General features: G+C 45.8%; 15 protein-coding genes. All 15 read right to left on the minus strand.

Annotated features, from left to right (window positions below; translation table 11 throughout):
• Positions 1-87 precede the first annotated feature (87 nt).
• Positions 88-2,523, minus strand: coding sequence for an AAA family ATPase (locus DSM2777_RS19735; RefSeq protein WP_061554949.1), 2,436 nt, complete (start codon positions 2,521-2,523; stop codon positions 88-90).
• The gene (locus DSM2777_RS19740) at positions 2,520-3,449 is read right to left on the minus strand and encodes a DUF4123 domain-containing protein (RefSeq protein WP_061554950.1); all 930 of its coding nucleotides are present in this window, start codon (positions 3,447-3,449) and stop codon (positions 2,520-2,522) included. The genes DSM2777_RS19735 and DSM2777_RS19740 overlap by 4 nt, the downstream gene beginning before the upstream one ends.
• 7 nt (positions 3,450-3,456) lie before the next feature.
• Positions 3,457-3,735 carry a PAAR domain-containing protein gene (locus DSM2777_RS19745; RefSeq protein WP_061554951.1) on the minus strand — a complete coding sequence of 93 codons (279 nt, stop codon included), beginning with the start codon at positions 3,733-3,735 and terminating at the stop codon, positions 3,457-3,459.
• Between the two features lie 13 nt (positions 3,736-3,748).
• Positions 3,749-5,800 (minus strand): type VI secretion system Vgr family protein, encoded by a 2,052-nt coding sequence (locus DSM2777_RS19750; protein ID WP_061554952.1) that lies wholly within the window; start codon positions 5,798-5,800, stop codon positions 3,749-3,751.
• 8 nt (positions 5,801-5,808) lie between these two features.
• Entirely contained in the window at positions 5,809-6,222 is a 414-nt protein-coding gene (locus DSM2777_RS19755; protein WP_061555445.1) for a molecular chaperone, read from the minus strand.
• Positions 6,223-6,269: 47 nt separating this feature from the next.
• Positions 6,270-7,622 (minus strand): VasL domain-containing protein, encoded by a 1,353-nt coding sequence (locus DSM2777_RS19760; protein ID WP_061554953.1) that lies wholly within the window; start codon positions 7,620-7,622, stop codon positions 6,270-6,272.
• 54 nt (positions 7,623-7,676) lie between these two features.
• A complete protein-coding gene (gene tssM, locus DSM2777_RS19765) occupies positions 7,677-11,369 on the minus strand; it encodes a type VI secretion system membrane subunit TssM (RefSeq protein WP_064645432.1) in 3,693 nt (1,230 codons plus the stop codon).
• Complete coding sequence (gene tssA, locus DSM2777_RS19770; RefSeq protein WP_061554954.1) at positions 11,366-12,793, minus strand: type VI secretion system protein TssA; 1,428 nt, start codon at positions 12,791-12,793, stop codon at positions 11,366-11,368. Before tssA ends, tssM begins: the two co-directional genes overlap by 4 nt.
• Before the next feature lie 51 nt (positions 12,794-12,844).
• Complete coding sequence (gene vasI / locus DSM2777_RS19775) at positions 12,845-13,546, minus strand: type VI secretion system-associated protein VasI (RefSeq protein WP_061554955.1); 702 nt, start codon at positions 13,544-13,546, stop codon at positions 12,845-12,847.
• The gene (locus DSM2777_RS19780; RefSeq protein ID WP_061554956.1) at positions 13,543-15,051 is read right to left on the minus strand and encodes a sigma 54-interacting transcriptional regulator; all 1,509 of its coding nucleotides are present in this window, start codon (positions 15,049-15,051) and stop codon (positions 13,543-13,545) included. Before DSM2777_RS19780 ends, vasI begins: the two co-directional genes overlap by 4 nt.
• Positions 15,051-17,651, minus strand: coding sequence for a type VI secretion system ATPase TssH (gene tssH / locus DSM2777_RS19785; RefSeq protein WP_061554957.1), 2,601 nt, complete (start codon positions 17,649-17,651; stop codon positions 15,051-15,053). Before tssH ends, DSM2777_RS19780 begins: the two co-directional genes overlap by 1 nt.
• Positions 17,652-17,717: 66 nt before the next feature.
• The gene (icmH, locus tag DSM2777_RS19790; RefSeq protein ID WP_237087793.1) at positions 17,718-18,521 is read right to left on the minus strand and encodes a type IVB secretion system protein IcmH/DotU; all 804 of its coding nucleotides are present in this window, start codon (positions 18,519-18,521) and stop codon (positions 17,718-17,720) included.
• A gap of 5 nt (positions 18,522-18,526) precedes the next feature.
• Positions 18,527-19,867, minus strand: a complete 1,341-nt coding sequence (gene tssK, locus DSM2777_RS19795) for a type VI secretion system baseplate subunit TssK (RefSeq protein WP_061554959.1) — start codon at positions 19,865-19,867, stop codon at positions 18,527-18,529.
• A gap of 2 nt (positions 19,868-19,869) precedes the next feature.
• A complete protein-coding gene (tssJ, locus tag DSM2777_RS19800; RefSeq protein ID WP_061554960.1) occupies positions 19,870-20,379 on the minus strand; it encodes a type VI secretion system lipoprotein TssJ in 510 nt (169 codons plus the stop codon).
• Positions 20,379-21,662, minus strand: coding sequence for a type VI secretion system-associated FHA domain protein TagH (gene tagH / locus DSM2777_RS19805; RefSeq protein WP_061554961.1), 1,284 nt, complete (start codon positions 21,660-21,662; stop codon positions 20,379-20,381). Before tagH ends, tssJ begins: the two co-directional genes overlap by 1 nt.

Consider the following 21,662-nt stretch of genomic DNA (forward strand, 5'->3'; position numbering starts at 1 on the left):
ACGAAGAGAGTGTGGCCCACAGCCGGTTGCCGATAACACCAAAGTGCCAAGTAATAACCACGATAAATGCCGCATAACTAATTCCTTTTATTTTTTAGGCGCGCTAATTTCTGCGTTATAGGCCCAACTGGCGGTTTGCAGCTCCTTATATACCGCTGCACGGATTTTCTCGTCTTGATACAGACTGTCGTGATATTCACTGCATTCGACTTCCGTAGCCCCTTTCGCCGCCGACAGCGGCAGCTCGCCGTCACCGACGCTACTGCCTTTTTGCAATACAAACTCGGTTGGCAACACGGTTAAACTCGCCGTTGCTCCGGTAAGATACAGCTTGCCCTGCCCGCTATCCGCCAATGAGCTAAACAGTTGCGTACCTAACACAGAGTCAATGCCGTTGAGCAGGCCACTGGCGTTAGCCACGCGTTGACCAAATTTTTGCCAGCTATCCGGTGTTCCCGGTGGAGTCACGCTCTGTGCCTGCCAAATCGCTTTATCTCGCGACATTGGCTTACTGTTCTTACCGCTCAATTGCTGAGTTTTATCTAAACCACTTGAGCCCAAACTTGAATGAAAGGATGAGGATTTGGCTAAGTAGTTATGTACAAAAGATAAGTTGCTTTGTTGCGACTTTTTGTCCTTACACAGAAAATTTTCATTAATCGCTTTATACCAATGATTATCGCTTTTATATTCAACATATACATCTTCCCCTACAGCCATCGCCACCGGAGCGGGCGCTTTTTCCCCTTCCACCAACGAAATGGACGGAGGCTGATAGCAAATCCATCCTTTCTCATAGCTATTATTAGGCAACACTTCCAGCGCACTTTGGCTATAGCTCAGTACCATGGTGATTTCTGCTGAGTTAGCACCCAGTACCTGATTACTGATATAGGCTAAAGTCTTGTCTTTCGCCGCCTGATCGGGCTTGCTCCAGTCCACCGATACCGGCGTTTGCATGCCCACACGAAACCAGCAATAAATATCTGGCATACCGTTTATCGGCAGACCAACATGCACTGCTTTAAGTAACTGAGATTTATCAAAAGAAGGTATCGCCTTTAAAATTCCAGCAAAGCCCCCGCCTCCAGCACTATTTTTCGCACTCGATACTGCGGCATCTTTCTTGGGATCCACCCCCTCCATATAATCATCGTTGGTCGATGAACTATCTCCACTGCCGCTGTTACCTGTGTTTGATGAAGAGGTTGCTGACGTCTCCGGTGATAAATCTGCCAGCATCGCTCGCACCACTTGCCCACCCGCTCCGTGCGAAACAATCAGTACCTTTTCAACTGGCTTTTTGGTCATCCACGTACCGTCACCGCCGTCATCTGAGGTTTTGTACATCGCCATAATCTGTGCAATACGGGTCGTGAGCCGCTGAGCACCGTCGGCACAGCCCTGCATCCAGTTAAAACCCACCACGTGTAAAGGAAACGCGTAGCCTCCCATCACCTTGGCAAAGTTAGCATCCGCTCCCCAAGGCAGGGGGGATTGTTTGCTTGCGTTGCTCGTAGGCTCTGCTGGAGGGGCTGGGGCTGGCGTTGACACGGAGGTGACCGTTTTAGGCGCGGTCGCCGCGGCAGGTTTGGCTGCCGGTTTATCGCCGAAATCAAACAGCGCTTCAATGGCTGCCAACAAGTCTTTAAGCGCTTTTCCCGTTGGCATCACTGGTTGCGGAATATCACCCGGCAAATTCTGCCCTGCAACGCTAACGTCTTTGATATTAAAACGCGCATCCAAATGGCGCTGCAGCGTCATCAAAAATTCACCGTATTGATGCCAGCACACTTCCCCCCATCCCTGCTTAAATCGCTGGTCAATATCCTGCACGCGCACCGAGGTCATGGTGCTGAAATAGAGGGTATCTGCGCTGCCTTTGGTTGCATCTTGGCTGATTTCAAGCAGGCTATCATCACGGCCAACCTGCGTTCCCACCAGAATTTCCCGGCGCTTACTCGCATCACGAAACATCCATTCCAATACTGAGATTGCCCCCCACACGTTACGCCCAATGCGCAAGATATCCTCAGCCTTACCCATCGCCTCGAACACATGGGTGATCTCTTTTTCAATATGGGCAATCTTGGTTTTTATCTCTGCAAGTTGGGCTTTGAGCTTGGTGGTGGTTTCTTTGGTGTCGCTCACCGCATCGGTACTGGCTCCCTCAAGTCGCTTGCTGAGGCTATTAAGGCCGAGTGCCTTAGCAATTTTCTTGCTCATCTGATACAGCGCCATCAGCGCGCCGTGTAACTGCGTGAGTTTTTCCTGCAGCGCCAGTAGTTTTTTAACCAAAGGAGAGGCATTGGCCATCGCGGTTTGTTGGGTAATCATCCCGCTTAAATCAATCGCGGCGGTCCCCAGCGGGGTGTGATAACTCCCCATTCCCGCCATCGGATCCCAGACAACCTCTCCTGCCTGTACGTTATACAACCGCGTTCCTAAAATATCCGGCACAAAAATCACCGGAATAACCACTTTCTTACACTGGCATTCGCCACGACATTCATGATCGCTCATGCCGTTACCTCCTTGCTTTGCGGGTACATCATTAAGGTTTGATGTTCCAGTGCGTCGTCAATCAAGCTGTAACGATGGAGCCGTTGAGCTGACCATAAGGGATTAGGATCTGGGCTTATCCAGCGCTGTACTGGGCCAAAGAAGTCCGCTAATCGGAAGGAATCAAGTGTATTAAGCCAATGAGAAAATACGCGTGGGTCGTGAAAGCGAAATCGACTATTCTGGTCATCGTGTTGTTTGACATAGAGCAGGCCTTGCAGATGGGTAACAAGGTCGTTGGCATCACCGTCTGCGACCAGCCATAACGTATTGAACGCGTAATTTGGGCGTGATAGCAGATATTGCACCATGCGTGGTTTGGCCCATGCGGCGATTAACCACGGGCCGTGGCTTTCCAAGGCACGGTCTGTCGCATTGAACAACGAATAATGAGCCACATCCAAACCGCTAGCAAAGCCTTGAGGAGCAGCATCTAATGCGCCGTCAATGATCGCCCACAGCGGTAATCTCGCCTCACACCAGTGATAGATAGTGCTGTTAGTCACATCCAATACGGTTGACGTTTGTTTAACCGTATTACGTTGTTCTAACCTCGCCATTTGCAGCAACGTATTTAGCCGAACGCTATCAATGTCCTCGTTATTTAGCACCTCTTGCACATCATCAAGTTGCCAAAATAATTCACCGCCGCGATGTGATATTTCAATCCAAATAGGTAGCCGATAAGCATCCATCACCTTGTAATGCTGAGCCAAAGTAATGGTATTCTCTAACCACCGTTCACCTTCCTCTCCGAGCAATATGGGAGGAAGATCCTGTATGGCCATCACTGCACGCAATGCATTCCATATCAGCGTTTGTTCGCGTCCGCGCTGTAGATTCTCTTGATCTTGAGCATTCAAATACCAGTGTTTCTTTTCCATCATGCCGTCCCTAGCCGATGATAAGACACGGATCGCCTTGTACGATCACCCCACCGTGCTTTGTTGATGAGCCCATAACGGCCACTGCAATCCCATTGACCGTCAGTAACGGACTGCCAGTGGCAATACTGTCGGGACCTCCGACAGCACAGACACATTTGTGACCAACCAACGCAACCGGTATGCCGTTAACCGTGAGTGCAGGATCGCCTTGTATGATTGGCCCACCGACATGAAATGGAATAGGACAAACATGTTGATGACCAAGTAATGCAACGGGTACGCCCATTGTTTTCTCCCTATCACAATGACTGTAAACAAATTGGACAAATTTCTGAAAGTGGATCGCCGTTCATCGCCGTGGCGCTTAATGCCGACATGGAACTGCTCCCACCGCTGGTAATACGCGTAACAGCCTTGATATTGACCAAATTCGACGATAGCGAAATACCTGAGCTATCGATGACAATCTTGCCGCCGGGGCCTTGCAGTACTACGCTTTTTGCCCCTTGCAACACCAAATCATTGGTGTTGATCAGCACCTTTTTATTGGCCAGTAATTCATAGGTTCCCGCTACCGTGTGGTGATGATCGCCCCCAACCTCCTCGGAAAAATCAGCACCCATCTTATCTTTACGCTGATTAAGAACATGAAACAAATACTGATTATCTATTTGTATTTGTTGATTATTCATCACGTTTATCATCTGATTGTGATGGATGCGTTCGATATGGTCGTGAGTGACATCGCTGGTTTTGTCGTTACCAATTTCCTCAACCTGATCGTGCTTGATGGTTTTAGAACGATCTTGCTCTACTACGAGGTATTGGTTGTTTTTAACTTCAGTCTGCTGATCTTTTTGCGCATGCAGATAAACAAGCTGTTGCCCCTGCTCGTCTTCAAATGAGAGCTCGTTATAACCCGCTCCTTTATGGGTAGAGGTGCGCAGCACGGTGCGTGTTTTATGTATCGGCAGGGCGTGTGGTGGAACATTAACAACGTGGTAAGTGCGACCAGTAATAATCGGCTGGTCGGGGTCACCTTCAAGAAAATCAACAATAACCTCGTGCCCAATACGTGGCACCGCCATGGCACCATAGCGACTACCGGCCCAACCTTGGGCGACACGGATCCAGCAAGAGCTGGTTTCGTTGCCTTTGCCTTCAAGATCCCAAGGAAACTGAACTTTGACTCGCCCGACTTCATCACAGTAGATTTCTTCATTTTCAGGCCCAACCACCACCGCCATCTGCGGTCCGTCAACACGCGGACGCACATTAGGTAAAGGTCGCCAAGTTTGCCCATCGGGAATCATGACTAAGTGACTTTCCAGAAAAGTCCCCAAGACACCGGCCTCTTCTCTTTGTGATTGTGGCTGCTGCCCTTCAGTTTGCAGTGAAATAATTTGCCACTTTTGATTGAATGACTCATGCGGATGAGACGTCATGGCAATGCACTGACCCGCCATCAAAGCAGGACTGTCTGAGCGGCCCAGAGCTTGCATCGCGTCTTGGCGCAGCGCATCTAGACGATATCCCGTGTAGGCTTGGCCATTAAAATCCGTTTTATACCGACCAGGAAAATCATAATGCAGCGTTTCACTTCGCTGATGATCCCCCCGGCAGTGCTCTTGATAGAGCATTTCCCACGCCGGATTTTTGAAGGTATAGTCTTTCAGCAATACCTGTGCAGCGCGCACATTTTCTTCATAGCTAAAACGCTGAATACTTGCACCCTCATTCAACCCACGCTGATGTGAATTATAGGGAAGCGTTTCTCCCATCGGTAAAAAGGCACAGTCATCAACAAACACAATTTCCTGCTTATTATTTTCAAAACGAAAATACCAAGAAATACCTTCTTCAGCGGCTAATCTCTCAATAAATTCCAGCGTTGATTCACGATACTGCACGCAATATTCACGCATTGGATGTTCATATCGAAGCTGGAAACTAAACTGTATGACATTAGCCTTGCGCAATAGTGTAGTAATAATCTGTTGTGGTGTTTGTTGCTGAAAAATACGCGACGAATGCTCTAATGACAGCGTCCAGATAACAGGCCGTAATGTGACGCTATATCGCGAGCGCTCATTACCCGTATCGCTGTGGGAAAAGCGACTAATCACCCCATTTATCCGTCGCTGAAGCGCACCGTTGTACCAAATTTGTAGCTCAGCGATATTATCTAGCAAACGACCAAAACTGATTTCCTGCAATATGCTCGACAGCTCAACCGATAATGAATAAACCTGAGAGAGCCCTTCGTTAAGGGCAAAGCTCACTACGTTAAATGTGTGTTCAGGTAATGATTGAGTGGTAAAAGTGAACTGTAATCCGGTGTTATCAGACATATTACCCCCTAGCCTCTGGCTTTCGCCAAGGCGACGAATGCCGCAATATGCTGGTTAGCGGCCAGCGATTGGCAGGTGCCGGAAACATCAGCGCCGTCCACGGTTATACTCTGCTCAACCTTTTGTCCCATCTGATCGAGCTTGGCGTTATACATTCCCGTAGATTCACCGTTCGGGTAGTATTCGCGGCTATCCCAGCCCATATCCATGGCGGTAACAATAGCGATCATGCTCAGGGATTTATTCGCGGGTATATCTGCCACGCCACAGTGGTCGCGCAGAAAAGCGGCACTACCGATTAAGTCAGCCAATCCATTCATTTGTTCTTGCACAGATGGCGTTGTGCCGCTCTCCGCTTGGCTAGCGCTAGCTAAAATAGCGAAACTCAATGCACTTATTTTTATCCATGTATTCTTTTTCATTAACTCGTCCTCGTTAATAAATATGCTATGTGACATGATTTAAAGTTCTATTCTTGGAACTCTCTTTCTTTTGCCGCTTGTAATAATAAATAACGCGCCTGTAGCCCCTTCAGTTGATCATCAATTTGATGCAACTGGGCAGGAGAAGGCTTAATGCCTTGCTGATTTTGCTGTTCTATTTGCATGAGCAAATAGGCAATCGGTGGAGAGGCGCTTAATTGACTCTGAATGTTATATAGCCCTGTTTTAAGGCTAGAGATCGTCATATAACCGCGGTGTAGTTTCTCTGATTCTAAGAGCTCATTAAGTAAAGCTTGTACTGCCTGTTGTGTAGAGACATAGCCCGTATCTTTGGCTACTGCCGATAAGTTTTCTAACTGCTGTCGCCATTGAGTAGAAACGCTGTTTTGTGGGTAGACTTTTTGTAGTAATTGACTTATTTCTTGCCCACGCTGTAAGTCATTTACCGGGGACGCTTGAGCAATATCCATTAATTTTTGCTGGTAAATGCGAAGGATCTTTTGTTCTTGTTGCTGTAATTCAGCGTTATATGTCATAGCCTGATTAATTGGCATTAGTTCAGGCTCTGGCTGTGCAGCCGCTAAAAAATGCGCCACCGGCGCTTCCGGTTCCCACATGTGGTAAACCAATACGCTCCCAAGCGTTAATACACACCCCGCCACTACGCCAGATAGCACTGGGATCCAAGGAAAACGCTTTTTGGTTTTTATCGCATGAATTGAAGTGAAGACTTGTTGAGTATCTGCCGTAGCCGGTATTGAGGAAGAAAAAGAGGAGCTCGTTGAGGCTTCTTGCTGAGGTAGGTAAACCAGCGGCAATACAATGGGGGGCTCATTGGAATACGTACTCGCCGCCGCTTTACTTTCTTTAACGCACTCTTGTAAAAAATAGAGCAAGCTATTGATCAACATAACGTTGATCTCTTTATGTTGCTGCAATTTATCACTCACGCGTTTCAGCGCATATTCTGCTCTAAATACATCTTGCATCGTTTCTGGTGACCGAACGAGCTGCCGTACAAGCGCGCCCACTCGGGCGGCAAACCAATCAAGCATCTCATTACGAGCTCTCATCGCATTGGTATTTGGCCAGAAACTCTCCCACTGCGACACAATAAGAACGGCCATGAGCTCACACCCTTCGGCAAACCCATTCCATCCGTTTAAACGCGTTCGAGCCATTGCGTAATAAACCACGCTTTGTAAATCAACGCCGTTCTTAGTAAATAGAGCAACCCCAAGCCGTTGTACCAAACTCCAATCCACTGGAGGATGTAGAGGATGGGTCATTTTATTAATCTCACCCCGGATGCGCTCAAATTCATCAATATCGCGTGGATCTTTCCCTGTTGCTACTTGTTGATAATCGATATTAGCCATATGCGTAGCATCAGTGCCGCCGGTACACCACCAACGACACTGATATTCTCCTGATCAGTAAAGTTGGTCAGTCAAAGTAAACTGACTGAATAAGCCACCAGCAAACGGATTGTTTGATGCATCCATGAATACGCGATAGGTCATCGTGCCGTTATCCACGGAGAAACGAACATCAAAACTACTATCCTGCACGTTGGTCAATTCGCCCTTATCCCACAGACGGAACATCGCCCATGGCCCCACATAACCAAAGCTGCGTGGGGATCCTCCACTGATATCAGGCACCAGCGTTAACTTGCTTTCATTTCCCGCACGCATGGTATTTGGCCAAACCAAATGCGCCGTATGGCTATTTCCTTGGGTGTAGTCCAGTAGCTGACCATCCAAATTAAGCACCGCGCGACGTTTGTTTGAACTCAAATCGACCGGCGCAACGGCAAACTGAATCCCAAAACCATTTTGAGCAGAGAAGAAGGTTGAGCGAATTTTTTCGCCTTGCTCCAACGCCGTTAATATTTCAGGGCGAATGAGGCTATTACCGTCGCGATCCAAAGAACCACTGTCTTCAATAAAGACTTTAAGATTGTTTTTATAGAAACTATCTAAAGTCCCATTTGGCGCAAAGAAACGCTCCATATCGCTCAGTGCAACTTCTTTAGTCGCTTTAGGATCGAACGGATAACGGTCGGCCATTTGCGTTGTGAATGGCGTGACGACAGTTTTAGACCATTCGGCCTCGAGCGATTTTAAAGCCAGCGCAGTTACGGTATTCCAACTGTTCTCTGCCAGTTGCTCTACCCAGCGTCCAAGTGGATCAGACAAATTTTTAGAGAGTTGTTGAGCGGTAAAGAAGGCATCCGCATTATTCTGCTGCAACCTCATCTGCACCAGAAGCAACGCGGCTTTACCCGGTTCTGGGGCATTACTAATTCGGTGCAGCTCGTTGCTCATTTCATTGAGTGCTTTGTAGGCCTGCTGGACTTGACCGTTTTGATCATCCCCATTTTCAACCAATGCATTTTGCTCGGAGAACGAACGGCTAATACGATTGAGTAGCAGGTACTCTGGCTGATTATCGAGCTGATTAAGCGATTCTTTTTGCGCTGAATTCAGAACCTTACTGGCAACAGAGCTATCCTTCTGTCCTTTGGCGACTACCACTGACGGTGTTTTAACTTCACTCGATAGCGCAGCCACTAAATGAGGCTGAGTATTATCGCCAAGCAAAACAAGCGTGCGCCAGAGAGGCTGCCCGTTGTTGAGCACCGCATCTAACGCACCTGAAGCCTGCTCAACATCATCAAAAGGCCTAATGCTCAGATTATTGACCGCATTACGCCAGGTGCTGGTGTAATCACCGACATAACGTTCTGTGATTTGACGTTCAATCTCGGCCTTATCGGCATCGCTATAATCGACGTTGTCGGTTAAGCCCAAGACCCACGAGTCAAGCGCAGTAATGGAAACCAGCTTATCGGTTTGTTTTACAAAGAAGCGGCTAAGGCCATAGCGGGACCAGAACTGAGGCACTTTGAGAAGTTCTTCGTTGTCAGCAACGAAAACCGTATCAAACTGGGCACCAATTTCGGTGCGTAAATCCATATCCTGAGGAAGCTGAGTTTTCGCCTTAATAATGAGGTTTTGGTAAACACGCTGGTGCAGGGGTAATTTGCTTAATTCAATCTGAGCAGAACGAATTGAAGAAGCAAATGGCTCATACATTTTGATCGCTTCTGCATTTGATTGGCTGCGGTCCAGAGCCCAATCCGTATGCTGCAATGCGTAATCAAGGTGCGTCATCAGGCGCTCTTGTACATCACGCTGTCCGGTATATGCGGTTTGCCAACGCGCACGCATATAATCTTCCACTAGCGGGATATTTCGACCACTCTTATCATCAATCATGCGCATAATACGCAGCAGAGCGAGTTTCTCTTCGCTATTTGCCGGAGCGCTATCGAGATGCTGTTGGAGGTCTTTCATCAGCACGGGCAAGAAGCGCGATTCAAGCAAGCGTAAATAAGTTTTCTCTACTAATTGGCCAATTTTAGCCCCTTGATATAGCCCCATATCTGACATGAACTGATTTTTCTCACGATAGTCACCGTAAGACATCGTCGCATCACGAATAAGATCCATATGAGGTAGCCAATCAGCCCCCAGAGGTAATTTACTCATGGGTTCACCAAGCTTTTGAAATTCACTCACCTTATTAAGTGCAACTTCTCCAGCATGGTAATTTTTCAAATAATAATAATACCAACCACTCAGTAACAGCAGAGCAAAGCCACCTGAAATCACAGCAATAAGCGTCAGGTTATGACGCCTAATTTTGACATGTTCATGATTTTCACCCGCTAAATTAGGCTCAGAAAAAAGAACCTGATTAAAGAGTTGGGGTATGAAATAGCTGCGCTGATTATCTTGGTTTGCCCACACATTTTTATGACTAACATGGAGCTTATAATGACGACATACCGCGTCGCTGAAAAAATCGCTGCGTCTGTTTTGCTGCAAGCTAGAGGTAAAATAACAGCCGCGTATAAGCATTTGCCGACCAGGATCACGATTATAATGTCGTTTTAATCCTGTAATTAGTTCTTCAACGACCAGCTTGATACCCGCAATTTGCCCCACAAAATTAAATAATGCTGAGCGAAGGTCGAGCGACGTGCGATGCACCATTTGATCCGGCATCAAATTATTAAAGTTTTCCTGCCATTCTCCCCAAAACTGAGTCAGCTCCTTACGCCAAGCATCTTCATCAGCACCATCTAATGCAAATGTGATCCCCAAGGTTTCATCAAGTCGTGAACGATCGAGAATAGGATAAATTGTCTCAAAACCGGTCAACACATCTAACTTAGTGAAAACTAAATAGACCGGTATACGACAAGCAAAACGATCGCTCATTTCCAGAATATAAGCCTGCCATTTCTGGGACCATTCACGTCGCGCTTCTGCCGTCATTTCCATAATTTCTTGGATATTAATGGTCAAAATCGCACCGTTAAGAGGCTGGCGCTGGCGCACTTTCATTAACCAGTCTTGCAAGTTCAAGCGTAATGCGTGGCCTCGGGTAATTTCATTACTTTTTTCCTCAGAACTATTCTGGCCAAAAAACTCACCAGGAGGATCTATTATTACGGCCTGCTGTGTTAACCAAAGTTGTAATGTCTTTACGCCAGAACCTTCTTTATTCGCAATAGTGGGTGTATCTGCGGTACCAATGGGAATAATTTGATTAGATTTTTGAATCAGACTCGTTTTGCCACTTAAGCTTTCCCCCATCACGATATACCAAGGCCGTGCATACATTGCATTTCGGCGATGGCTTCGCTGCTGGTATTGCGCTAACCATGTTTGCAAATATCCAGATTGTTGCTCCATGCTGTTTTTATAGGGTTCAGATTCATCCTGCTGCTGAATAGCTACCGTTTTGGAAATTTGCGAATAGAGATAAACAATAATGACCACCAGCGCGAGCAACAACATTCCTAATGTCGCGACGACTTGGCGGCTTGGCGTGCTAAGCGGAGATATATCGCCGATATGCCACCGAGGCCCCCACCACCAGATACTAAATAGACCAATAACCCATAATACCCAGAGAATCGTTAATGAAAACGTAGGCCGTGGTAACGAAAAAGGGATTCGAAAACGCAATAAATTACGGAAATAACGCACTGGGGTTAGCACGTTAGAGGCAAATGAAGAAATTGAAGTGATAATTGACAGAACATTCATGATGCTGACTCCTCAGCGGTAACAACAGGGCGTTCAGCAACGTGTTCTTCTAGTTGTGACAGCAAAGAAGGCTCCCACTCCGCAAGGGTTACACCATGGCTATTACGCCATAAACTCTCAAAATGCTGGTTGGATAATGTCGTCATCCCTGCTTCCATAAGAAGTTGCGCAATTGTCAGTTGGTTATAAAACTGCTCACGGGGTTCCTGTTCACGCGATTGCTGGTTTTCCAATTGTTTTAAGGCCGCACCCAAGCCATTTTCACGATATTGCGCCCAAACATTTTCATAAGAGCCCGCTGAGATATCCGTATTTTTCTGTTTTTCCTCAAGCCACTGGCGCGTGTCATCACCAATAAACGGCGTTCCATCACTAAATGTCATGGCGTTCAGCGCAGGTATTTTTTCGAGCAGCCGTTGCACCGACTGTCTGATGGATTCAGCCACCGTGCTATACCCTAGCTGGCGGGCAATCTGGGCCGAAAGAAAGTGTCCATCGAACCAATATGGCGCCAGTGTGATGCTCGTTTCTATCTGCTGCCAGAGAGGTATTCCGGCATTCGCTAGCGCCGTTCGATAATCAGCAACCCGATCGTGAGAAACCGCGGCAAGCTGCGTAATCCGCCCATCCTTACACAGCGGAGCGGTCTTTACGGTGTACCAGATTGCATGACGGCGTAGGCTATAGCCGATGGGATCATCAGGCTGGCTTTCACAGAGAAGCTCGGCAATTTTCAACAGCGTTTGCTTCCAAACTCGATCTGAATCGTGCTGAATTTCGACCTTAGGCATCAGTGAGGCAACATTTTGCTCTGTTTGAGATGCGGCGCTATTGCTCTGGATTTGCGGTGTTGGCATATCAACCTTCGCTGCCAAAACCTGTCCAAACTGAGGAATAAGAGGAGCGACCTCACCTGCTAATGCCGGATCTGTTGACTCAAGCAACTTTTGCAGTTGAAGAAAGCCACTGCGAACCAGCTCACGAGAATGAGCATCCGCGTGCTGGCAGAAATGCCCAGAGCTGCTCGCAAAGCGCTTAATAACCTGCAGTAATAGGCGATGCCGTAACTTGCTATCTTGAGGCCATGCGTGCGCCCAAAAGCGGCTGACATAATCGACGAGTAAAGTAGAAGCAAGGGTAATATTTGACGGCTCGCCGCCATGCTGTAACGTCCGTAGTAAATGAACCATAATCCGCATGTCTTTACATTCGGACTCCAGCAAGTGCAAACATCCATTTTGGAGTGCAGCAATATCCACCTGCTCGTGGGATAGCGAACCAAGCTTGGCTATCTCAGTATCAATAAACTCCCATTCAGGCAAATCATCAGGGATCCGAGCAACGATATTTGCTTCTGGTAATAACGTCAAAACTCGCTGACGCCATGGATGCTCCATCAATACCGTATTTTCAATTGTGGTCATTTTTATTACATATCCCTGTATTTACCGGCTTATCCCGCCAGTATTTTGTTATTACCAGTGACACGCCTTACGTAGCGGCTGTAGCGTTGTTTGGAGGTTATTGAGTTGAAAAGTAAGTCCGTTTAGCACCTTGTTATCCGCAATGATGGTGAGCGTAGCACTACCCAATAACTGCTGAATTTCGGCTATGCCACTCAGTCCACGACTCGACTCGAGACGATAGCCACTCGAGCGCCAAAACCAGCGTGAATCAATGTCATGCTTACCGGTTCTTAATGTTAAAGGGCTTTCTCCATCACCTAATGGCTGGCTAAATACCAGCTGCATTCGAGTAATATTCTCCACGCAGCTTATGGCTAAAATAGCGGATACTGGGCTCCCCTCTTGGCTCGGGGTTGTCATCATTAAAACGGGTTCGCCACTGTTATTCTTGAACTCACGCAATAGCAAGGTAGGAGCATCTGCAGCGCGTTGATGTTCTTGAGTCATCGCCAACTGCCATGTTTCATCAGGTTTATCTGTTGTCGCTTTACCAAGAGGTATGCCAACATTCTGCATTTTGGGATGCCATGCTTGGTCATAGCACTGCAAACGTGGCAATGGAAATGGCTCATTACGGCACGCTTCCATTGCTCGCTGCACATCCACTGATAGTGGCGCGTTGGTATCTGGCTTTTTAGTTTTTTCCGCTGCAAAAACCAGACACGGAATGAGTGCAATAAAAAGCAGGCCTCTTCTTAGTTTTATTTTCATTTGGATAGCCCTAATTTCTTACATTTCATATCTAATGAACGGCGGGAAATTGCCAAACTATTAGCAACCCTTTCTTTATTTGAGTTTTTCCTAATAAGACGATGACTAATCACTGCCTTTTCAAAAACAGAAATCACCTCTTTCAAAGTGCCAGATTGCGTATAGTCAGGCACGGCAATAGGTTCTGCGCTCAGGCTATGAGTTAATTGTTCTGCGAAGATTTCGTGAACTGTTGATAATTCCGCATCCGAATATTCAAGCAGCAAAATCTCTAGCAACGTTTTAAGCTCTAAAACGTTACCAGGGAAGTGATAGGCATGAAGCGGGGTAAGCCATTCATTAGGGATGACAAGCATCGGTTTATGATGCTGCTGACAAAGCTCTGAAATAATATTTGGTACCAGAAGATCGAGATCTTCACGCCAACATCGTAGCGGTTGCAGCATTAACGGGTAATGATTAAGCCGTAAATATAAAGAATGAAACGATGGCACTGTGACAGCTAGAGCTGATAAGGATTGGCAACTCGTAGTGAGCATGCGGAACTGGCTTACCGCGAAGTCATATTTTTGGCTAGAATGTACCTCTCCACAATCAAGCGCATGCTGTAATCGGCCATACCAACAAGGTGCGAGTTGATCAATATTCTCAAGTAGTAACGTGCCGTTATTTGCCTCTATCAAAGCGCTTTCACTAACATTATCTACACCAAAAAGGCGCCTACCCTGTTGTTGTAAATCTAAGCTATTACAATCAACAATAACCAAAGCCCCTTTCCGCCCAGATAGCGTATGCAACAAAGCCGCTAGCCTACTTTTACCACTGCCACTCTCCCCCTCAATACTGATGGCAGCCTCATGGGTTATAGCGACCTGAATTTTTCTACGTAATTGGCAAATATAAGAACTTCTGCCGACAAACGCCTGTTGCACTGCATGCGATATATTGTTTTTTTCTCTCTGTTGGATATACGAAACTTCATGACGAGCATTATTTTTAGAGACTAAATCAGCGGCCTTTTTTAAATGCCTTACCTGCAACAAATACACCTGTAATAAGTAGAGAAAAGCATGCTCTGGCTGCACCAAAGTATTAAGAACTGCGGGCATATCGAAAATAGCGAATATTCCCACTAGCCGCAGTTCATTATCAAAGAAAGGCTGAACGGATAATCCGCACTCTTTCCCCATATTTTGCACCAGTGCTCTGAACTCAGGATGCTCAATTCGCACCCCATAGTTTAACGTTGACCAGACGGCTGGTTTTCCCGTGCGTATAACTTGGGAAAATGGATGGCTAAAATCGTCAAACTGCAATGTTAATACCGATTCGCCTTTACCATTGGAATAACAGGCAAGATCTTGCTTACTCGGTGATATATAACCCACAAGTAAATAAGCTCCAGGCGCCCATTGCAAAATACATTCGCAAAGCGCCTGTCCTAATGTTTCCAAACATTCACATGACAACAGAGCCAGCGTGGCCTGTTGCGCTGAAAGATTCATCAGCCGTCTACCTCAATGCTGAACTCTCCATTTTTCACACCGAAATGAATTTTTGAAATTGCTTCACCCAAGGCCAAACGCTGCAATAAAACTAGCGAGACAGGAGGTAACAACACGCCATCAATAACCGATTCCAGCATACGCGCACCGTTCTCTTTGCGGTGTGCACGCTGCAATATTTCCTCATGCACGTCCTCGTCGATGATGACTTCTGCATGAAAACGCTCTGCCAAAGTTTTATTCAGATGAGCCAGTTTATTTGCAACAATTTCCCTGAGAACATCAGGAGGCAATGGTAAATATGGGATCACTTCCATACGTGCCAATAAAGCAGGTTTGAAAAATGCAGCGAGCTCAGGATAAAGAGCATCTTGAATTTCATCAGGTCGATGGTGCAATTCATCGATAACCTGATACCCCAAGTTGGAGGTCAGGAAAAAGACGATATTTTTGCAATCAATGATTCGACCCTCGCCATCGGCAAGCTCTCCTTTATCAAAGGCTTGATAGAAAAGATTCAGAACATCAGGGTGTGCTTTTTCAACCTCGTCAAGTAATACAACTGAGTATGGCTTTTGGCGAATAGCCTCGGTGAGAATCCCCCCTTCGCCATAGCCAACATATCCAGGAGGGGAGCCGATAAGCCGAGAGACGGTATGTTTTTCCTGAAATTCAGACATATTAATGCTGGTTAACCAAGCGCGCCCGCCGAATAGCAAATCGGCAATGCACAAAACGGTTTCAGTTTTACCAACGCCGCTTGGCCCTACCAGCAAGAATGCTCCTAGAGGCCGCCCCGTTTTACGTAAATCTGCACGCGCGGTTAATAAGTGACGATGTAAATGGCTCAGCGCTAAACTTTGCCCTTTGATATCTTCTCCCAAATAGTCAGGCAGCTCAGTAATCACTTTAAGCTCACTGCGCGATATTTGATTTAAGGGAACACCTGTCCATTCGGCAATAACAGAAGCAATAAGAAGCCGGTCAACATGAGGAGAAACACTGACGGTTTGCAACTGCAATTCAGCTAATTCATGCTCAAGCTTAACTAAGTTTTCAGCCAGCTGTGGGGTACTTTCGCCCGCTAAAATAGCTTGCCGTTGTTTAATAATATCAATGACCAGCGTCTGCTGTTTTTGCCAAGTAGCCTGCTGTTCATCAAGATCATTTTTTAATACTTGCTGAAGCTGATAAAGATCGCTCAGTCGACTGGCGTGGTCGTTTAATCCAATGCGTTGTTCGCGCTCTATATTGGAAATTTCAAGCTGGCATTCACATAGTTGTGTTCGCAACGCGCTAATCTTGCGCGGCGGCGTTGTCATATTAATTGCACACCGAGCACAAGCCGTATCCAAGACGTCTATCGCTTTATCCGGTAGCTGACGCCCCGATAGATAACGGGCACTGAGCTGAGCTGCTGCCTGAATAGCATCTTCATTAATGAGGACGCCGTGAGCCTCTTCATAACGAGACTGCAAGCCTCGCAGAATAATTGTTGCTTGCTCAATTGAAGGCTCTTTAACCTGAACTATTTGGAAACGACGTGATAGCGCAGCGTCTTTTTCAATATATTTTTTATATTCATGCCACGTGGTAGCAGCTATCGTTTTAAGCTCGCCACGCGCCAATGCAGGTTTAAGCAAGTTTGATACATCTAACCCACCTTGCTGGTTTCCTGCCCCGATTAATGTGTGAGCCTCATCAATAAATAGGATAATAGAACGTTCAGCATCTTGGACCTCTTGCATCAGCCCTTTGAAGCGCTTTTCAAATTCACCTTTTACCGACGCTCCCGCCTGCATCGCGCCTAGGTCTAAACTCAGCAGCTCACTGCCTTGTATTTTCTCAGGCACCTGATTTGCAATAATGCGCAATGCTAGCCCTTCAATGAGTGCGCTTTTCCCCACTCCAGCCTCACCAACTACGATCGGATTATTTTTTCTACGGCGGCATAAAATATCGATCATTAAATCAATTTCAGCATCACGACATAGCACCGGATCCAATTTTCCAGTGCGTGCCTGTTCTGTGACATTCAAGGTAAAACGAGATAAAAGCGAGCCATCAGCGCTGCCATTTGGGCTGGATGAGATGCTTGATTCACTCTGAGTTTTAACCACCGGCATTTCTGCCGAGTCTTGGGTTAATACAATAAAATCCTTCGCAATCTGCTCTCGATTTAATTCATCTAAACGATAGCTAATTTCTACCGGCAAATAACGGTGACGATGATGCAATAGTCCAAGCAGCAGCACACCACTGCGCAAGTTTTCATGCTTTAACTCAATAGAAGCAAGTAGCCAACTATCCTGTAGCCACTCAACGAGTAAAGGCGAAAAACTCGGATAACTTTGTGGGTATGGTGAATGATCAACAGGCTGATTGAGTAAGCCTTGCTTAAAGGAATCTAGATTTACGCCGAGCTGGCTAAATATCAGTCGCACATCACACAAAGGCGTTTCTAGCAGCTGATATAAAAAATGCCCGACCGTAATTTCCGTAGCCTGCTGGTTTAAACTCCAAGCCGCAGCATTTTCTAAAGCATTACGCGCTACGGGATTAAGACGCTCAACTAAAGCAGGAAGATCAATTCTAATCACGTACTTCTCCTTGTGAACATACGGGGTAAAGCGAACTATTTACGCTTTTCCTCATCCATGAATAATTTATGGCAGCAAATCATTTAACCGAGTAATAATGTCTTGAGTCTGATTGTGCAAGCCCCAAGCAAATATTCCGTAACCAAATAAGGCCACCGTCACCAGCCCCCAGAAAACTTTCTTCCCAGTCAAATACCGATTCAGTCGATATCGTGATTCACTATTAGATTTTCCAAAATGCACGACTGTAGCATTCAGGATCTCTGCCCCACGGCTCGGATCGATTTTGTTCAAGACCTGTAGTTTCTGGTGAATATTACGCAGAATTTTTTCTCTATCTTCCTGATACTGCATTGTCATCCGATAGCGCCCCTGAAAACCCAAGCACAGACATAGATGTATAAACGCTAACAGATCACGATATCTCGCCGGTTCGAGAAGCAACCGATCGATCAATTGAAAACACTTTTCCCCACCCCACGTTTCACTATGAAACCGGACTAACAATGTATGTTGCGCCCAACCATCAACTCCCCATGGTCTAGCCATCACCATTTCATCGATGAAAGTGCAAAAGAAATAACTCCAAGACAGCAAAATACCGGGCTCGTAGTTTTCAACCTCAAGCCGCTGCAGCGTATTTCTAATTTCTTGCTCAACTTGAGCAATCAAGCGAGGAATCAACGGAGGTTCATTCAGTGACTTAATCCGATTAATAAGTCCAAGCAGTGGCGCAGAGGCTTCAATCAATGGATTTCGATGCACTAGACAAGAAAGTGCATCGTCGCTAGTCGCATGCTCTACAACAGCCGCCCCCGCAACAAATTCAGCGCTATTTTTTCCCGCTTTGTCACTATTAACGATATCCATTGATGTCATCTCCTAATCGCCCAGAACTGCATATCAAGATTTGGGAATTTCCCACCAATATGAAATGCAAACCCACTGTCTTTAGTCAGTTCAGGCCAGTGTGGACTTTGGCGATCGAGAGAAAAATAGATATACCCGCTGTGGTAAGGCAGTTGTCTTGGCGTTGAGGTGAGTAAACGAAGTTGGATACCTTGAGTATGCGAGCTAACCAGCTGCATAATTTTCTCTGGCGTCGCCACTTTACTTTGTTGCACAAACTGTTTGCTCAATATGTCTAACGGCATGTTGGCACGAATGGCTAATACAAATTCAGCCTCTTGCAACAATTCAACTTGACCAACTACCGCGACAAGCACGCCAAAGCGCTGTTCGCGCAGTTGCAATGACACCGCTCGCGGCGAAAGTACAGTACTCAATGCCTGGCGTAGCGCTAACATCAGCGGCGTATAACTAAGTTGTAAATTGTCATGCCGGTAAACAGGCGTATCTATGGGCAGTCGAGATGCATCAGTAAATGTCATCATCTCGCCACAAAGACCGATCAACTCATAAAACAAAGGTTCAGGATGAAGAGTGGCCCGGCGTGTTAAATGTTGCAGCCGCGGTTGGACTCTATTTAGCATTTGTAACAGCATAAATTCGGCAACGTCAGCAACACCTTGTTGATTAGGAGAACCAATACGCTCAGCTAAGTTTTTAGCTCTTTCTGTTATTAACCCGCTAATTTCTGATAAGAAGCTTTTTAATCGTGGTGTTGCACTGATAGAAAGACACGTTGGAATAAATTCGCTATCCAGCAAGATGCTGCCATCTGGGCGTTTATCTGCGATTTTTGCAATGGGCAACGCGGCATAGGTACTTCTATCCTGACTTTCCAGCATAAGACGTAAGTTTACTTTTGCTAACGGAAGCTCGGTTATATCAGCACTCAACGAATAGAGATCGCGAACGTCTTCCTGGTGTGATTGAAAACGAGAGTGATTTGGCCCAGTACTATTCTGAAGATTAACTTCTGCAACGTGGTCGTTTGCTAATGCCTGCACCAAATAAACAGTTTGTCCCACTAGACTGGCATCATTAATTTCAAGCGGTAAAGGCATAACATCTTCATAGGGCAGACTAAAAACACTGCCATCAGGCATAACACCAGAAGCACTACTCAGTGTAATTCGACCAAAGCTAAGATGATCATCATTAATTTTCAACTCGGTAACACCCGAGAAGTGCTCTCCTAAAGCAGAAAATCGGCTATGTAATAGATAATCAATATGACGTTGTTGTTGTTGGAAATGCTGCGGTTTAATAAATAAACCCTCACTCCAAATAATACGATTACGTGTCAACATAATTAATCCTCGCTTTCCTTGCGTACATCAATCTCTGCCTTGTGCAAATGCACTAGCACTTGGTATTTGTGTCCAATGGGAGCTAGCTTCAATACTTTCTTCCATTGAGCACCATTCGGCTTACTGTAATAGGCAGCCACGCCGATATAGTGCACTTTGCTATCTAGCTCAGTAGGATAAATATATTTGTACTGCCCCGGTAATAACGTGAAGTCTTGATGATCAATATAGTTTTTCCCAAGAACCTCTTTCATGTCCTTTGCTGTCAGCTGATCATAATCCGCAGCTAACAATTTCGAGTCCTCAGACATCAATATCACCTGAAAAGCCAGCGGAGAGGCTTCATTATCACTATTGGGATTGATGTCATCGTCCGCCAACAGTGTTAATCCCAACGTAGATGACAACGTACTTGCATCAGGCTCTTCCTTGCCAAACCAAGGCCCTTTTCCGCATCCATTCAATAAAAATATCGAGAGGAGAATAACGGGTACTTTCCGCCATATGATCATCAAGATTCCTCTCCTTGAAGCTGGCGCAAAGTCTGGTCATAAACTTGCTCATAGACCTCATGAAATAATTTTTCTACGCCAATTTGGCGCCCAGAGAGCAGCTCATTGAAATAATGTTGATACATTTCCCAGATCCAGTTTGGATCATTGATACTCGCCATGTGATCTCTGCGATAACGCTGAAATCGAGCCATTAAAACGGAGGGCGAAAAGCTCTGAATGACGGCAGAAAGAGCTGCATCAATAGCTTGATTAGAAGCCTGATAATGCAATCGCATATGAGTGAGGCTTTCGGTGACTGCTGCAGAAGGAGTGAGATGAACCTGACTTTTTTGATCTCCATAGAGAGTCTCAACCGTTTCTTTATAGCTCAGTCCCAAACGCAGTGGGTTATCTTCTATTGGCTGTAGCTGTTTTTTTGTATTTTTTTGAGCTTGATTGAGATCTAATAACCCTTGAACTGTCGCATGCAAGGTGCGTCCAGCCTCTTCGAGAAAACTATTCGCAGCCTGACTATCTCTAAAAGGTAAAAACTCACCTAAACCACGCAATACGGGCGTTAAAGCAACATTCTCAAATATATCAGCATTACCTTCATTCAGCGGTGCTGAATAAAAAGAGGATGGAACATCAAGATATTCATCATCCATCATATGTTCTTCTTGCGATGTAACAACAGGTTCTGTACGAGCCATTAATGGATTATCTAATAAATGAGAAGGTGAATTATCGACTGCAGAAATGCGGTTAACACCTAAGGTGCTTGGTTCAAAAGATTGCATATTAGATTCTTTTATTGATGAGCCAAAATCATATTGGGAAGCAGCTATATTCGTTGGTTCATTGATGACACGGTTAACATTATTCACTTCTTCAGTACTAATAATATTTTGTAGCTGTAAATAGTCTGGTGCTGCAGGGGAATGCTCATTTAATTGTAAATGGACACTAAGATTTAAATCGCCAATACTTATAGAATCACTCTGGGATAAAGCAATAAGCTTCTCTGATGGGCAACCATGACTGGAGTTATTAATTAAACAATTGCCAACGAGATCTTGTAAGCAGAACTGTCCATCACTCCATATAATATTAGCATTTAGCGGCTTAACTTCCTGCGCCGAGTCTTGCAATAACCAATGGTTACCGACGCTGATAGGCTCACAGCCAAAGCTTCCCCCTTCGGTTGTAAATACATGCATCCTATCAATACTTCCACGCAACGATTTAATATCTTTGATATAAAGAGTTATTGTTGCAGATGAAAATGTAGAACCATCCAT

This window comes from Obesumbacterium proteus (assembly GCF_001586165.1).
GTDB classification, from domain to species: Bacteria; Pseudomonadota; Gammaproteobacteria; order Enterobacterales; family Enterobacteriaceae; genus Hafnia; species Hafnia protea.

What these genes read in the sequence shown, in the direction of transcription:
- DSM2777_RS19735 (WP_061554949.1), bottom strand. Translation starts at nt 2,523, where the DNA reads ATGAGCGATCATGAATGTCGTGGCGAATGCCAGTGTAAGAAAGTGGTT.
- DSM2777_RS19740 (WP_061554950.1), bottom strand. Translation starts at nt 3,449, where the DNA reads ATGATGGAAAAGAAACACTGGTATTTGAATGCTCAAGATCAAGAGAAT.
- DSM2777_RS19745 (WP_061554951.1), bottom strand. Translation starts at nt 3,735, where the DNA reads ATGGGCGTACCCGTTGCATTACTTGGTCATCAACATGTTTGTCCTATT.
- DSM2777_RS19750 (WP_061554952.1), bottom strand. Translation starts at nt 5,800, where the DNA reads ATGTCTGATAACACCGGATTACAGTTCACTTTTACCACTCAATCATTA.
- DSM2777_RS19755 (WP_061555445.1), bottom strand. Translation starts at nt 6,222, where the DNA reads ATGAAAAAGAATACATGGATAAAAATAAGTGCATTGAGTTTCGCTATT.
- DSM2777_RS19760 (WP_061554953.1), bottom strand. Translation starts at nt 7,622, where the DNA reads ATGGCTAATATCGATTATCAACAAGTAGCAACAGGGAAAGATCCACGC.
- tssM (WP_064645432.1), bottom strand. Translation starts at nt 11,369, where the DNA reads ATGAATGTTCTGTCAATTATCACTTCAATTTCTTCATTTGCCTCTAAC.
- tssA (WP_061554954.1), bottom strand. Translation starts at nt 12,793, where the DNA reads ATGACCACAATTGAAAATACGGTATTGATGGAGCATCCATGGCGTCAG.
- vasI (WP_061554955.1), bottom strand. Translation starts at nt 13,546, where the DNA reads ATGAAAATAAAACTAAGAAGAGGCCTGCTTTTTATTGCACTCATTCCG.
- DSM2777_RS19780 (WP_061554956.1), bottom strand. Translation starts at nt 15,051, where the DNA reads ATGAATCTTTCAGCGCAACAGGCCACGCTGGCTCTGTTGTCATGTGAA.
- icmH (WP_237087793.1), bottom strand. Translation starts at nt 18,521, where the DNA reads ATGGATATCGTTAATAGTGACAAAGCGGGAAAAAATAGCGCTGAATTT.
- tssK (WP_061554959.1), bottom strand. Translation starts at nt 19,867, where the DNA reads ATGTTGACACGTAATCGTATTATTTGGAGTGAGGGTTTATTTATTAAA.
- tssJ (WP_061554960.1), bottom strand. Translation starts at nt 20,379, where the DNA reads ATGATCATATGGCGGAAAGTACCCGTTATTCTCCTCTCGATATTTTTA.
- tagH (WP_061554961.1), bottom strand. Translation starts at nt 21,662, where the DNA reads ATGGATGGTTCTACATTTTCATCTGCAACAATAACTCTTTATATCAAA.